The 15,952-nt window shown below is 41.1% G+C and carries 9 protein-coding genes; all 9 read right to left on the bottom strand.

The window, feature by feature from the left end; translation table 11 throughout:
- Positions 1 to 14: 14 nt before the first annotated feature.
- Positions 15 to 1,934 (bottom strand): ABC transporter ATP-binding protein, encoded by a 1,920-nt coding sequence (locus NWQ57_RS11485; protein ID WP_306022288.1) that lies wholly within the window; start codon positions 1,932 to 1,934, stop codon positions 15 to 17.
- Positions 1,931 to 2,164: a glutaredoxin family protein gene (locus NWQ57_RS11480; protein WP_306022287.1), complete on the bottom strand. Its 234-nt coding sequence runs from the start codon at positions 2,162 to 2,164 to the stop codon at positions 1,931 to 1,933. The genes NWQ57_RS11485 and NWQ57_RS11480 overlap by 4 nt, the downstream gene beginning before the upstream one ends.
- 10 nt (positions 2,165 to 2,174) lie before the next feature.
- Positions 2,175 to 4,277 (bottom strand): bifunctional 23S rRNA (guanine(2069)-N(7))-methyltransferase RlmK/23S rRNA (guanine(2445)-N(2))-methyltransferase RlmL, encoded by a 2,103-nt coding sequence (rlmKL, locus tag NWQ57_RS11475; protein WP_306022286.1) that lies wholly within the window; start codon positions 4,275 to 4,277, stop codon positions 2,175 to 2,177.
- Between the two features lie 111 nt (positions 4,278 to 4,388).
- Positions 4,389 to 4,916: a cell division protein ZapC domain-containing protein gene (locus NWQ57_RS11470; RefSeq protein ID WP_306022285.1), complete on the bottom strand. Its 528-nt coding sequence runs from the start codon at positions 4,914 to 4,916 to the stop codon at positions 4,389 to 4,391.
- A 120-nt stretch (positions 4,917 to 5,036) separates the two neighbouring features.
- Entirely contained in the window at positions 5,037 to 6,044 is a 1,008-nt protein-coding gene (pyrD, locus tag NWQ57_RS11465; RefSeq protein ID WP_306022284.1) for a quinone-dependent dihydroorotate dehydrogenase, read from the bottom strand.
- 62 nt (positions 6,045 to 6,106) lie between these two features.
- Positions 6,107 to 10,945 (bottom strand): NAD-glutamate dehydrogenase, encoded by a 4,839-nt coding sequence (locus NWQ57_RS11460; RefSeq protein WP_306022283.1) that lies wholly within the window; start codon positions 10,943 to 10,945, stop codon positions 6,107 to 6,109.
- 259 nt (positions 10,946 to 11,204) lie between these two features.
- Positions 11,205 to 13,520, bottom strand: coding sequence for an RND family transporter (locus tag NWQ57_RS11455; RefSeq protein WP_306022282.1), 2,316 nt, complete (start codon positions 13,518 to 13,520; stop codon positions 11,205 to 11,207).
- 5 nt (positions 13,521 to 13,525) lie between these two features.
- Positions 13,526 to 14,518 (bottom strand): YCF48-related protein, encoded by a 993-nt coding sequence (locus tag NWQ57_RS11450; RefSeq protein WP_306022281.1) that lies wholly within the window; start codon positions 14,516 to 14,518, stop codon positions 13,526 to 13,528.
- 59 nt (positions 14,519 to 14,577) lie between these two features.
- On the bottom strand, positions 14,578 to 15,945 hold the full coding sequence (locus tag NWQ57_RS11445) for a DUF1329 domain-containing protein (protein ID WP_306022280.1): 1,368 nt from the start codon (positions 15,943 to 15,945) through the stop codon (positions 14,578 to 14,580).
- Positions 15,946 to 15,952: the final 7 nt, after the last annotated feature.

The following is a 15,952-nucleotide window of genomic DNA, read 5'->3' as shown; positions in this document are numbered from 1 at the left end:
TACTGCTAGTTTTATTATTTGAGCATACTCTCTAACTCATCCCACCTTTCAAAACACTGGTTCAAGTCATCTTCAACTTGCGTCAGTTGGGCTAGGGTCTGAGCTGAACTTGCTGCTTCTTGTTTAAAAAATTCGGGGTCATTGACCGTTAGTTGCAAGGTCGCAAGTTGCTTTTCAAGTGAATCAATTTTTGCGGGTAAAGATTCTAATTCAAGTTGCAACTTGTACGACAGCTTTTTGCCGTTAGAATTTGCTTTAGTCGTTTTAGGACTATCACTGTTGTTATTAGTTGCACTTTGCGCCACTTTTTTTACTGACTTTTGGGTTTGGCTTGCTTGCTGTGCATACCATTGATAAATGTCAGTGCAACCGCCTACAAAATCTCTTATCTCGCCATTACCTTCGAAAAACAGGCTACTGGTTGCAACATTATCAACAAATTCCCTATCGTGGCTAACTAAAATAACCGTGCCAGGATAGCTTGATAGTGTATCTTCCAATAACTCCAATGTCTCAACATCTAAATCATTGGTTGGCTCATCCAGTATTAACAGGTTACTGGGTTTGAGCATTAATTTAGCCAATAACAAGCGGTTTTTTTCACCACCTGACAAAGACTTTACCGGTGAGTTAACCCGTTCAGGAATAAATAAATAATCTTGTAAATAGCTCATCACGTGTTTAGTGCGGCCATTTACAGTCACTTCTCGTTTACCATCAGCAATCGCATCGATAACACGCTGTTCGCCATCAAGTTGCTCACGGTGCTGATCAAAATAAGCAACCTCAATATTAGCCCCTCGTTTCACCTCGCCACTACCGGCGTGCAAGCTGCCAAGTAGTAACTTAATTAAGGTACTTTTACCACACCCATTAGGGCCAACAAGCGCTAACTTTTCACCGCGTAATACAGTGGTGGTTAATGACTTAACAATAAGCTTATCTTCGATTTGATAAAACAATTCGTCAGTCTCAAATACAATTTTGCCAGAGCTTTTTGATTCGCTCACACTCACAACCGCTTTACCCTGGCGGTTAGCGCGCTGGGAACGTTCTTCACGTAGAGCCTTTAGCGCCCTTACTCTACCCTCGTTGCGGGTACGTCTGGCCTTAACGCCTTGCCGTATCCAGGTTTCTTCAATACTCAGCTTTTTATCAAACAGCGCATTTTGGCTTTCTTCAACTTCAAGATCATTGGCTTTTTGCACCAGATAAGCATCATAATCACCAGGATAACTCACTAAACTGCCACGATCTAAATCAATAATACGAGTGGCTACTTTACGGATAAATGCCCTATCGTGACTGACAAAAACCACAGCGCCATTATAACTTTTGACGGCTTCTTCTAACCATTGGATCATAGTAATATCCAAATGGTTAGTGGGTTCGTCTAATAACAAAATATCTGGATCACAGGCCATCGCTTTAGCAAGGGCTGCCTTACGTCGCCAACCACCCGATAAACTGCTTAGCTGCATTGTAGGGTCTAGTTTAAGGCTGGTTAGCACTTGTTGAATACGCTGCTCAAGTTGCCAGGCATTGTGGTGATCTAACTCGTGTTGCAAACGCTCTAACTTGTTTAAATTTGCTTCACTTGGATCGTCGGTAACGACTTCAATTTGATGAAAATACGCTTTTAAATATTCCCCTGCTTCAGCTAAGCCCTCTGCCACATAATCAAACAAACTGCATTCTACACTTTGCGGGGGATCTTGTGGCAAACGAGAGATTTTTACATCTGAATTAACCATACGCTGGCCGTCATCCAATGTAACTTCACCGGCGATGACTTTTAGTAAGGTTGATTTACCGCTGCCGTTGCGGCCCACTAAACATAAGCGCTCACCAGGTTGAATAACTAATTCAATACCATTTAATAAAGGGGGATGGCCAAGAATAATACTGGCATTTTTTAACTGTAATAAACTCAAGATACAAACTCTGTTAATTGTGATAATTCAAAAGGCCATGCTAATTCTTGCTGTGTCGTTGTATCGACTAAAACCGGAATTCTTGCGCCATACAAATGATAAATGTGTGGATCTGATTTAACGTCAATTTTCTTAATTTGGCTGCTTTCGACGTTCGTTTGAGCTAATAAAGCCTGCGCGTCGTCACACAAGCAACATTGCTGCCCAGAATACAATATAAATTTTGCCATAAATCTTTGCTTAACTTTCCTTGGTAAACAACCAGCAATGGTGGATTTTAGGATTACGTTGAAAATCTTCAGGGATCGTTTGCTTAGTGATATCACTCACTTTTAAGCCCAGCGCACTAACAGCCTCTTCGTCCAATTTAAATTGTCGCAGATTATTCGAAAAGAAAATGTTACCGTTTGTATTCAAACAAGTCACCGCATCTTTAATCAAATTCAAGTAATCCCGTTGCACATCCCAAGTGCTTTCCATGCGTTTAGAATTAGAAAACGAAGGTGGGTCAATAAAAATAAGGTCATACTTTTGTTTATGTTGGCTCAACCATGTTAGGCAATCGGCCTGCTCAAATTGGTAGGCTCCTTTTAATTTATTTAGTTGAAAGTTTTCTTTGGCCCACTCAATGTAAGTGTTAGACATATCAACGGTAGTTACCGACTTTGCTCCACCCAGCGCAGCGTGTACAGATACGCTACCCGTATAAGCAAATAAATTAAGTACATCCTTGCCTTTCGACTTTTGTTGCACCAACTGGCGGGTAATACGGTGATCTAAAAACAATCCGGTATCTAAGTAATCTTTTAAGTTGACCTTAAATTGCGCGCCATTTTCATATACATCGATGGTTTGACGAGTTTGCGCGACTTTTTGATATTGATTTTTGCCTTTTTGCTGTTCTCTTACCTTCAACATAATATGGTCAGGCTTTATTTGAGTAACCTGTGGTAGAGCTGCGACGATCTCATGTAAACGGCGTTTAGCCACATGTTCTGGTACATTTTTAGGTGCAGCATACTCTTGCACCACAAGCCAATCTGCGTAGCAATCAATCGCCACATTATATTCTGGTAAGTCGGCATCATATAAACGATAACAATTGGTATTTTGTGACTTAAGCCACTTTTTAGACCGTGCTAAGTTTTTGCCTAGTCGATTAACAAAATCATTTTGAATCAACTTAACTTCGCGCTCTTGGCAATTCTGCTCGTCTAATACATAGTTAACTAATTGGCATTCTAATTTGCCATTCATCAACTGGTATTCTTTTTTAGCGTTGAGCTTCATTTGACGCAATAAATCACGATTCGAAGTGAGCAATGACATTTGCCAATTCAGGAAATGTGCTTTTAACCATGCGCCCCACTGCTGAAATAAGGGAAACAATTGTGCCGTATCACCTAAACGCTCGCCGTAAGGTGGATTACTTACAATATAGCCTGGCGCTGCATCTGTTATTTTAAAATGTCTCACGTCTTGATGGCTAAATTGAATAAAATCATATACCTGCGCATTGTGAGCATTTTCTTTTGCTAAGGCCAGCACACCCATATCTATATCGTTTGCATAAATCATATGAGCAGGTGCAATTACCGCTTGCTCTGCAGATATTAACAATGCTTGCCAAATCGACGCTTGGTGTTGTTTCCAATGAGTGAAACCCCACACTTCTCGTTTCAATCCTGGGGCGATGTTAGCCGCCATTAGTGCTGCTTCAATGACGATTGTGCCTGCACCGCACATAGGATCAATCAGCGGAAGTTGTTGATTTTTAGTCCATCCACTGCGGATAAGCATGGCACAAGCAATGTGCTCTTTCACAGGGGCAAGGCCTGTTTTGCTGCGGTAATGTCGTTGGTGCAAACTGCGACCTGATAAATCTAAATAAACGGTTAATTTATCTCGCCATAAGCGTGCATGGATACGAATATCAGGTGCAATCTTACTGACCGAAGGACGTTCATCGAAAAAGGTAGCAAACTGATCAACGATAGCGTCTTTAATTTTTAAAGCACCAAATTGGGTATTATTGATTTGCTGATTGGTACCATTAAAGTCAACCACAAAGGTATTGTTAGTCGAAAATTGAGTTGGCCAGTTAACTTGATCGGCTATCTGGTAAAGATCGTCCGCTTGTTTCACGTCACCTTCACTCAACTTAAGCAATACACGATTAGCTAAACGCGACCATAAACAGACTTTGTAAGCGTCTTCGATACCCGCAAACATAAGCACCTGCCCTGGCTTAGATTTTAACTGGCTGTCTGGACAAATCGCTGACAACTCTTCCAATAAAAGCTCATCAAGCCCTTTCGCTGCGGTTATTAAAAACTCAAACATTAATGCTACCTAAGAAATAAATCGGGCGAGATTATACGGTAATTGACGGCTTAACGCATATTTAATAGTAGATAAAAATCGTTTATTTTTGAAAACACAGTGGTTTACTGCTTACGCAGATTGGGAAAAGTGTTTAGTTTGCTCGATATAAGGAATTAACCTATTTTTCATGACTTTAATTAACTCAAATTGCCTAAGTTGTTTATTTGCATGCAACATCAAATGTGGTGATACCACCATGCAAGTGGCTACCTCAAGAGTTTGTTCGAGTATTAATACGGTTCCCTTGCCTGCGTCATTTTCTAAGCTAGCTAACTGACGAATAGAGCCAGCGTTATTCTGATGTGCAAAATACCAACTGCGTAAGGTAATGGGTTTATGAAACGCCAAGGCAGCAGTGGCATTTATTAATATCTGAGTAAGTTGTGCGCCGTTGACTTTAAGATGACTACTTTGTAACTGCTCAGCTAGACATACATATCGCTCTGTATCAATCAAGCTAAAGCCTTGCTTGCAATTGGGTGTATTCAACAAACAGCGCAGGTTAAACGCAGTTTTAAATTGCAAGTTTTTATGCAAAGACAGCATCAAGTGTTGATTGTCACAGTACCAATACCATCGAGTTGTGGGCTGTAACATCAGAGATAAGCTCGCTTAGTTTAAGAAAAGGAATGGCTCAAGCTATCATAGCTAGCATCTTAAAATAACATCCCTGTTAATAATAATTTCGTCTATTTTAATTTGATCTTTTGTCGATCATTATAAGCTATCTACGATCTCTTTGATCACCTTGGGCCCTTGATAGATCAGTGATGAATAAAGTTGGATCAAAGTCGATCCACAGGCTAATCTGGCCTGCGCAGAGCTCGCATCATGAATCCCCCCCACACCTATCATTGGAATAGCACCAGCTAATGCGCGGGCTAATTTAGCCGCTACGTCTTGGCTTTTACTGCATAGTACTGCACCACTGAGACCACCTGCTTGTTCAGCATGCTCTTGTCCTGCAACCTCATCTCTATCTAAAGTAGTATTGGTGGCAATGACGCCATCGATCCCTGCGCTGATCAGCGCCTTAGCCATATTCTCAATTTCAGCATCACTGAGATCGGGTGCGATCTTAACCAGAATCGGGGTGTACTTATTATGCTTTTCTTTTAAGTTATTTTGCTCGGTTTTTAAGCCGCTTAATAAATCATTTAGCGCACTGCCATGTTGCAAGTTACGCAGACCTGGAGTGTTAGGTGAAGAAATATTTATCGTGACATAACTGGCGATGTCATAAACCTTTTGTAAACAATGCACATAATCGCTTAATGCATCTTCTTCAGGCGTATCTTTATTTTTACCTATATTGATACCCAGTACACCGGTGTAACGAGAGGCCTGCACATTCGCCACGAGGTTATCAACCCCTTTATTATTAAAGCCCATACGATTAATGATGGCCTGCCCTTTTGGTAAACGAAACATACGAGGTTTTTCGTTGCCCGCTTGGGCTCTTGGTGTAACCGTTCCAATTTCTATATAACCAAAACCCATAGCGGCAAAGGCGTCAATACATTCACCATTCTTATCTAAACCAGCTGCAAGACCTACTGGATTCTTAAAATGTAAACCCAAAAGCTCAACTGGTTTATCTTGAATCTGCTGGCTATAGACTTTTGATAATACGGTATTTTGACTGCGCTTGAGCCACTGAATGGTGAAATCGTGACTCCATTCTGCGTCTTGGGTAAATAAAACCTTTTGAATAAATGAATACATTACTTTCTCTTTACGTAAAAAAAAGCCCCGGCATGACCAGGGCTTTACTTGCTATGTGTAGTTTAACCGTTAGCGTTAATACTGAGCAACATTAGCTCGCGTAAGGCGACGGAAAACTTCGCAAATTCATGGGTGCTACTGGTTTTGAATTCAGACATCATATGATACCAACGATCCAATAATGTTTGATTATTTTCCATCCATTTTTCCAAAATTTCTTCTGCATTACTGCTAGTCGGTGAAGAATTAAGCAAAACAGTGGTTAAAGCCCGTTGTTGCCAGTCTAGTTCTTCACGATAAGAAGCACGTGCTAAAGCTTGCCAATGGTTGTTCACTGGCTGATTGTTAATTTGCTCTAAGAACCAATGTACTTCTAATTTTGAACCCAATTTAAAATACAGATTAGCCACTAGTTGAATATCGCGTTTTTCTGCTTCAGCTACCTGCGCAATATCTAAACAAGGGAACATATTACTTAAGCTAGCGACCCGATACGCGATTTTTTCAGGAACCCCTGCTTTGCCATAGACTAATAGCGTATTTTCCAGTTGTTTATATTCATCTACCACCAAATAATTTTGAATATTGGCAAACAAGTCTTGGTAAGTCGCTTCATAGCATTTAATTGCCTCTTCGATACTGAGTGACTTATTACCGTGGCGTAAATACCAGCGAGCCGCTCGGCGTAAAGTCCGGCGCATTCCCTCCAGCATAGTGAGCTGTATTTGCGCATCAATACTGGCATCAAGAGTTTCGATGTCTCTCCATAAATTATCTAAACCAAATATGCCTTTAACGATCACATAAGCATTAGCTATTTCATCAACACTGGCACCGGTTTCTTCTTGAATTCTGAAAACAAAATTCATCCCCATGTCATTAATGATGTTGTTGGTTAACTTGGTGGCAATGATTTCTGCACGCAGCGGATGCTGTTCCATCTGCGATGCAAATTTTTCTTGTAGCACTTTTGGGAAGGCTTCGATAAGTAGCTTACCGTGATACGGATTGTCGGTAATCGACGGGATGTTGAATTTCTCTTTCAACACCATTTTTCCATAAGCTAACATAACTGATAACTCAGGTCGGGTTAATCCCATTGACTTCGCTAAACGGTCAGAGATCTCATCGTCAGAAGGAATAAATTCAAGCTCTCTGTTTAAATAACCTTCTCTCTCTAAGCCATGAATAAAGCGCAATTGTTCTTTTAATTGACTGACTCCACCCAAATGTGAAATTGAAATAGATTGCGTTTGGCGGTAACAGTCTTGAATGACTAATTCGCCCACATCGTCCGTCATTGAGTAAAGTAAATTATTGCGTTGCTTGTGAGTTAAATCGCCAGCATTAACTAGGGCGTTTAATAAAATTTTGATATTAACTTCATTATCAGAGCAATCCACACCACCCACGTTATCTATAAAGTCAGTATTCACGCGCCCACCGTGCATGGCGTACTCGATACGACCTAACTGGGTCATACCTAAATTACCCCCTTCACCGATAATCTTCGCTTTTACATCTTTACCGTTAACACGTAAGTCGTCGTTTGCTCTATCTCCCACATCCGAGCTGGTTTCTTTTGTGCTCTTAACGTAAGTGCCAATTCCACCATTCCAAATTAAATCCACCGGCATTTTGAGAACATTGTGAATGAGCTCATTTGGTGTCATGGTGAGTTGTTTGGTGCCCAACCATTTACGCATTTCAACACTAAGTTTGATTGATTTACTTGAGCGAGAAAACACATCGCCGCCCTTTGAGATAATTGAACGGTCGTAGTCATCCCAACTCAAAGACGGGTTTTCAAATAATCGTTGGCGTTCTTGATAGCTGGCCGCAACATTAGGCTCAGGATCAAAAAAGATATGGAGATGGTTAAACGCACATATCAGTCTGGTGTGTTTGGATAACAACATACCATTACCGAATACGTCACCGGCCATATCACCTATTCCAACTGCACTAAATTCAGTAGTTTGGCAATCTACCCCAGTTTCACGGAAGTGACGTTTAACAGATTCCCATGCACCTTTGGCAGTTATACCCATTTTTTTGTGGTCATAGCCAATACTGCCACCAGAGGCAAACGCATCACCTAACCAAAAACCAAATTCTTGCGATATGCCGTTGGCGATATCTGAAAATGTAGCGGTGCCTTTATCGGCGGCCACAACTAAGTAGGGGTCATCTTCATCCAGACGCACGACATCTTTTGGATGCACTACTTTTCCATCAACGATATTGTCAGTGATGTCTAATAAACTGCGGATAAAAATTTTATAACAAGCTTGTCCTTCAGCAATAAATGCAGCGCGGCCTTGATTAACAGGTAGGTTTTTACATACAAAACCCCCTTTAGCGCCAACAGGCACAATAACGGTGTTTTTTACTTGCTGAGCTTTAACTAAGCCCAGTATTTCTGTACGAAAATCTTCTTGTCTGTCAGACCAGCGCAAACCACCCCGCGCAACTTTACCACCGCGTAAATGCACCCCTTCTATCCGAGGCGAATAAACAAATATTTCAAACTTAGGACGCGGTAAGGGCATTTCAGGAATGAGGTCTGGTAGCATCTTGATTGATACATAGGACTTTTCTTGACCGTGCTCATCATATTGGTAAAAGTTGGTACGCAAAGTTGCCAAAATTAAATCTAAATAGCGACGAATGATTCTGTCATCATCCAGGTTTGATACCGTATCAATTTGTTCTTTTAAAACCACTAACAACGCATCAACTTTTTTTGCCGATTGTTTGGTTTTAGGGTTGTAGCGCAAGTCAAATAACTTGACCAATTGCTTAGCGATTTCAGGATAATTGGCTAAGGTATTGGCAATATAATCACGACTAAACGAACTACCGATTTGACGCATGTATTTAGCATAGGCGCGCAAAATGGTCACATTTCTGCCAGTGAGGCCAGCACCAAGCACTAAACGGTTAAATGGATCATCTTCTAACTTTGCATACCACACTTGCGAAAACGCATCTTGAAACAAACTCTGTGCTTGCTCGAGATCCATGTCGTTACTGGTATTGTGCAACATGGAAAAATCCATGATCCAGTTAATTTCACCGTTACCGCAATCCACTTTAAAGGGACTTTCATCAATAACGCGCAAACCGAAATTTTCTAACATCGGCAGTACTGCTGAAAGATGAATGGGTTCGTTTTTATGAAAGAGTTTTAACTTAACGATTTTGCTATCGGGGCCTTCTTCTTGTGGCCGATAAAATAGCATGTCTAAAGTTTGTTCAGCGTTTAACTGCTCTAACTTATCCATATCAACCAAAGCTGCGCTCGGTAAATTGTATTCTTTATAGCTTCTTGAAAACGCATTAACGTATTTTTTCTCTAGCGCTTTGCCTTGTGCTTCACCATGTTTATTGCGAATGGTGGTGAGTAAGCGATCTTCCCAACTCTTCGTCAGCTCAATGATATTTTTTTCAATCTCTTTCACATTAAACTCCGAGTTATTGTTTTTAACACGCGCAATATAGTGGGTACGAGCATAAACCGATTCAGAGAAATACGTGGTAAATTCAACCTCTTCGTGGCTTCCAAATGACTTTTTCAATAACTCTTGGGTATCTTTACGCAGCTGTGTGTTGTATCGCTCGCGCGGTACATACACCATACACGAGACAAAACGACCAAACTGATCTTTGCGGATAAACAAGCGAGAAATACCTCGCTCTTGCATTTGAAAAATACCCAAAGCAATTTGTGCCAGCTCTTCAACCGTACCCTGAATCAATTCATCTCTTGGGTAGGTTTCAATGATATTTAAAAAAGCTTTTTGCCCATGAGAACCAGGCTCGAAGCCCGATAAGGTGCATATAGCATTAATTTTTTCCTGTAAAACAGGTAATTGAGTCGCACTACTGTTATAAAACGCCGCCGAATACAAACCGATAAAACGGTCTTCACCGACGACATTACCTTGCTCATCAAACTGTTTAATACCGATGTAATCCATGTATGCAGGTCTGTGTACCCTTGAACGTGAATTGGTTTTAGTTAGCATTAATGGATTTTTACTCAAGGCTTCGGTTCGAGCCGAGTCTGGAATATTTGACAATACGCGTTCACGTTCGCTCTTAGAGTTTTTCATCAACCCAAGGCTAGAATCGTTATCTGCCACCCAGCGGTGGTCGCCTTTAATGGGTTTTGCATTGTAATGACGATAGCCCATTAAGGTAAAATTATGATCGTACAACCAGTTTAAAAACTTGATGGTTTGTGTTTTTGCTTTGTCATCTTGCGGAAAAGGACGACTGGGAAACTCACTAATTATCGCCGCTAAACGATCACGCATGGCCTGCCAATCGTGCACCGCTAAAGAGACTTCATCGACCACAGATAATAATTCAGCGTTCACTTTTTCCAGTTCTTTTTTACTGGTTTGGCGGTCAACTTCAATCAGGAAAACCGTTTGTTTGACTAAGCCTTCTTTGCTGCCTTGTGCATTATCAAAGGATACAAATTTGTGCTGATTATCTCGGATGACTTTAATGGGCGTATGCAACAACAAGTGTGCCGTAATGCCCATGCGGTTTAAGGCCATTCTGACAGAATCAACTAAAAAAGGACTATCAGGCACAATAATTTCAATAATCGTATGGGTAGATTGCCACCCGTGTTTTGCTATCTCGGGGTTAAAAACGCGGATAAAAGGCTTATCAGCAGCGTAGTCGTAAAATTCATTCCACAAGCTCAAGGTGGCGCCGTACAAATCGCTATCGCTGCGATTTTCAAGATCGTCTTTTGATATATTTTTAAACAGGATTTTAGAAAATTGAACGACGCGTTCTACTTGGGATTCATCGAGTTTTTTTTGGATAAGTTTGTATACATTTTCGAGTAAAACGGAATGCTGGTTATTAGTAACCGTCATGTGCTTACCTTTTCGTTAGCTGGCTATTCATGTTGTAGGGTAAATTCGTCAAATATGAATGTTATATTTGACTCTTTTAGACTAGACAAAAGACTGAGAAATATACAGTTTTTTGAATTTATAAACTATTTTCGCTAAATTAAATGCGTATTAAAAGCTTTAAATTTACGAAAAATTAACATTCAACATAAGCATGCAATTAAGACACATAAAAAAAGGCCAAACGGCCTTTTTTTATAATAACTATGCAAAAATAATTTTATCGTTGCTTGCGCCAGAACAATGCAGCTAGGGCAGGAAGCACAATAATCGCGCCCATCATATTTACGATAAACATAAAGGTCAGTAAGATGCCCATATCCATTTGAAACTTCAATGATGAGAATACCCAGGTACTCACCCCAACCGCCAAAGTCGCACCAGTAAATAGTACTGCACTGCCCCGCTCTTTTAACGCCTCGAAATAGGCCTGTCTAACAGCCATCCCCGCTTTTAACTTCGCACTCATTATCGACAAAATATAAATACCATAGTCAACGCCTATACCCACACCTAAGGCAATAACAGGCAAGGTTGAAACAGTCAGGCCTATTTGCAAATAAGTCATTAGCGCCTGAGCAAGCACTGAAACGACATATAAGGGGATCACCACCGCTAAAGTCGCACGCAATGATTTAAAGCTAAGTAAACACAAGATGATAACAGCGCCAAATACATAAGCCATCATAGGGTTCTGCGCAGCACTAACTGCTTCGTTCTGAGCCGCCATCACACCCACCGGACCCGAAGCCAATTGGAATTTCAAGGTATCGGTTTCATACTCTTGGCGTACTTCTTTGATAGCATCAACAACTGCCGTAATCGTTTCTGCTTTATGATCTTGCATAAATAAGATGATCGGCATCACTGAACAGTTACCGTTTAACAAACCAGAAGAGGTAGGTACCAACGAAATATCTTGCACCAACGTCGCCTGATTTCTAGGCAGTACTCGCCATTTTGGATTACCTTCGTTATATCCAGCGTTAACAATTTTCGCCACTGAGGCCAGACTCACGGCAGATTGCACGCCTGGCACATTGGATACTTTCCATTGCAAGCTATCAATGGCCGACATCACTTCATAAGACGAGCAAGAGTCTGCTTCGGTTTCAACCAAAATAGACAAATAATCCACACTTATAGCAAATTTATCGGTGATTAAAAAAGTATCTTGGTTATATCGAGAGTCTTCATGTAAGGCTGGCGCACCAGCATGTAAATCCCCTATCTTCATCTTAAGAGATTCGACCCAGCCAAAGGCAAATAGCACTGCCGTCACAACTAAAATGACTGCAGCTACCTTGGGACTAGAACAAGCGGCAATAGTGTCCCAAAACTTATCAGAACGCGCCTCTTTTCCAGCAAATTTCTGTTTGTATTTGTCATCCAGCTTCAAAAATGACATCAAGACAGGTAACAAAATCAGGTTCGTTAAGATGATAACCGCAACACCCATACTCGCAGTGATAGCAAGCTCTCTAATGATACCTATGTCGATAACCAGCAGAGTCATAAAGCCAATCGTGTCAGACAACAAGGCAATACCGCCTGGCAATAACAAAGATCGAAATGCCTTTTGTGCCGCTAGCTTGACGCTTGAGCCCGCCACGACTTCTTTACCTAAGGAGTTAATCATTTGTACGCCATGGCTGATCCCAATGGCAAAAACTAAAAACGGCACCAATATCGACATAGGGTCAAGGCCGAAGCCAAGCAAGGTCAAAAGCCCCATCTGCCAAATTACCGCTACAACTGAACAAAGCAAGGGTAGCAAGGTAAGCATTACAGATTTACAAAAGAAGAATACTAAGATAGCAGTGATGGCTATCGCGATAGCAAAAAACAGTACAACATCCTTTGCACCATCAGCTACATCACCAATCATTTTCGAGAAACCAATTATATGAATACTAATATTTTCATTTTCAAAGGGTTGGCGAATTTGATTTTCGAGTTCTTCAGCAAAAGCTAAAGTACTGAGCTTTTCTCCGGTATTAGGATCAAGTTCTAGTAATTGTCCAGACACCATGGCGCACTTAAAATCGCCAGATACTAAACCGCCGACAATACCTGCTTTTTCGATATTACTGGCAACTTTTTCAAGTGCATCAGGATTAGCTGAATTGAAATCAGCAGGTATCACTGGACCACCGGCGAAGCCCCCTTCCACTATCTCGGTAAAACGGGTCGAAGAAGAAAAAATAGATTTAACGAGCGCGCGGTTTACCCCGTTAATAAAAAATAATTGGTCATGGACATTTTTTAGAGTATCAAAGAAATCTTGATTATAAATCGTTTGATTTTTGTCGCACACAGCGACTAACACACTATTAGCGCCGCCAAAATCATTGCTATGCTTCATATAATTCTGCATATATTCATGATTTAGGGGAATATTTTTAGTGAAACCGGCGTCTAATTTAAGTTGTGATGCTTGGAAAGCTAAAAATAAAGTGGCCAATAAAAACAAGCCAACAACCGTTAAACGGTAGCGAAAAACAACGCTTTCAATAGATTTAATTATGTTAGTCATGCTCACTAGTCCTTAATAACCCAATTCTTGATACCGACTTCGGACACTGCAAGCAGCTTGTTGTTTTGCACCTCTGCGTTAATCAGAGATTTCCCTTCATCTGTTTGGCTAAAGCGTAGACCATTGTCATCGATAGTGAGTACCGCACCATTGTTACCCAAGATGATAGAACGTCGCTTATCGACTGACACGATGGAATTAAGCGTAAAAGTGGTTGGTGATGCTAACGGGATCCACTCTTGCTCGTTGAATTCATATACATTGCCGCGCAAGCCCGCCGCGAATAAGCGACCAGATTGAGTACGCTTAATGTCAAAAAATGAACCAGAATAATCAATATCCATACGTTGCCAAGAGGTACCCATATCATTGCTAAAAGCTAACAAGCCGGCTTCTCCCGCCATGTACAACGTCGTGCCATCAATAGAAACACGGTTGATATTCGGTAAAATTGACAACAGCTCTTCTTGATAAAAAGTTTCGTCTTCTTGTTTCAGCTCATCCATGTATTCTTTGTCATCGGGATTGAGCAGTTCAGCGTGTAACTCAGACACCCAATTTTCACCCCCATCAGAGGTACGTAAAAATAAACCATAAGCGCCTACAGCGATGCCATGTTTTTCATTAAAAAACAGTACATCTAGTAAGGGCTTTTCTAGCTCAGGATTGCGATATTGCACAGTCCAATTTTGGCCGCTGTCAGTACTTTTTAAAATCGTCGCATCATGTCCTACCGCCCAGACATGCTGATCTAAAGCTTGCACCGCTGTTAAAGTTGATAAAGTCGGCACCTGAACTTGTTGCCAATGATCACCATCAGCAGAACGCAATATATGACCCCTTTCACCAACCACAATGAAGGTATCGGAATTGCGCGTGATATCTAACAAAAGCGATTCAACCGCAAGAGGCGCGATAAAGGCCTGATTATTGGCCTCAGCAGAGGCCAAACTAGGTAATAAAAACAGGAGGGTAAAACTTAACTTTTTTAGCAGCATAAGGTACTCATTGCGAAGTTAAAAAAATGGTTGGCAGCGCCAACCATTTTTTTACTAATTTAGCGCTTTCCTTTTCGTCTCAAAGCTTGAGGAGTGAAATCGCCATCGTCTAATTTAACATCAAACTCATACATTCTTTCTTCGTTATCTAAGCCAAGAGCTAAATAACGGCGAGAGTTTAAATCATAATAAACATCAAGCGTTGACCATTGGGTTGGTACTTCATAATAGTTTACGCCATGGGCAACAGCAACACGATATAACTCATTGCGGTTATCATACATGTCAGATACCTGTACTTGCCAGCTATCCTCATCAATGTAGAACACACGTTTTTGATAGACATGACGATATTCAGGTTTCAAGTTTGCTTCAACTACCCACACACGGTGTTTTTCAAAACGCGTCAATTCAGGGTTAATATGACCAGGCTGAAGAATGTCTTCGTATTTCACTTTATCACTGTGCAACTTGTAGTTATTGTAGGCCACATACATCTCTTTGCGCCCTTTTAACTCCCAGTTATAACGGTCAGGTGCACCATTAAACATGTCAAAGTCATCCGTGGTACGTAAGCCATCAGCTGCGGTGCCTGGTGCATCATAAGCAATATTGGGCGCGGCAAGTACTTTTCTTTGGCCGGTATTATAGGTCCATGCTTTACGTGGCTCTCTAACCTGATCCATCGTCTCATGCACAAGTAAAACTGTGCCTGCTAAACGTGCTGGTGAAGTCACTTCCTGCATAAATTTAGAAATAACATTTTCTTCCAGCAGCTTTTCACGGGTAGCATCTTTAGCTGAGTACTTTTGCAACAACAAATCATCAAAACCGATTACGTTAAAATCACCTGAAGCCGTTGGAGCAGCTTGACCACCGAAACGACGCACGGTTTCACCGCGATAACGTAATATATGATTCCATATGGCTTCAATACCTGATTGAGGGATTGGGAAAGGAATACCAATCGCGGCATTCTTCACACCATTACCACCTTGGATTAACTCAGCCATTAATGCATTCTTTTTAGTTTCGTCATACACAAACTGAGGAGACGAAGCTGAACGTTGGGTCGGGTAAACAGGCATTTTGAAGGTGTCAGGATAGGTCTCAAACATCTTCTGCTGACCATCACTCAAAAACTCAGCATACTGCTTGTAATTTTGCGCGGTGATCTCGAATAAGACTTTATCATCTTTAAACGGGTCAGGATGAAAATCGCCCGGTTTGTAACCTGCTGGAGGGGTGGTAATACCGCCAGTCCATGCGGGAATGCTGCCATCAGCATTACCTGCTTGAATACCACCAAGAGGAGTTAATTCACTTCCCAGCTTATTTGCTTCGGCTTCTGCAACTTTTGCATTGACCATACTTGAACCGAGGGACAATGAAATAACAGAGCTGATTAATATAAGTTTTTTAAACATAAATTGA

It is taken from the genome of Paraglaciecola sp., assembly GCF_030730205.1.
Lineage (GTDB): Bacteria > Pseudomonadota > Gammaproteobacteria > Enterobacterales > Alteromonadaceae > Paraglaciecola.
Note: the sequence above shows the minus strand (reverse complement) of the source record. Positions and strands in the feature narration are given on the sequence as shown.

Bases quoted from the DNA above. Each gene is read 5' to 3' on its own strand.
- rlmKL (WP_306022286.1), bottom strand. From the start codon at position 4,277: ATGTTTGAGTTTTTAATAACCGCAGCGAAAGGGCTTGATGAGCTTTTA.
- NWQ57_RS11480 (WP_306022287.1), bottom strand. From the start codon at position 2,164: ATGGCAAAATTTATATTGTATTCTGGGCAGCAATGTTGCTTGTGTGAC.
- NWQ57_RS11445 (WP_306022280.1), bottom strand. From the start codon at position 15,945: ATGTTTAAAAAACTTATATTAATCAGCTCTGTTATTTCATTGTCCCTC.
- NWQ57_RS11455 (WP_306022282.1), bottom strand. From the start codon at position 13,520: ATGACTAACATAATTAAATCTATTGAAAGCGTTGTTTTTCGCTACCGT.
- NWQ57_RS11460 (WP_306022283.1), bottom strand. From the start codon at position 10,945: ATGACGGTTACTAATAACCAGCATTCCGTTTTACTCGAAAATGTATAC.
- NWQ57_RS11450 (WP_306022281.1), bottom strand. From the start codon at position 14,518: ATGCTGCTAAAAAAGTTAAGTTTTACCCTCCTGTTTTTATTACCTAGT.
- pyrD (WP_306022284.1), bottom strand. From the start codon at position 6,044: ATGTATTCATTTATTCAAAAGGTTTTATTTACCCAAGACGCAGAATGG.
- NWQ57_RS11470 (WP_306022285.1), bottom strand. From the start codon at position 4,916: ATGTTACAGCCCACAACTCGATGGTATTGGTACTGTGACAATCAACAC.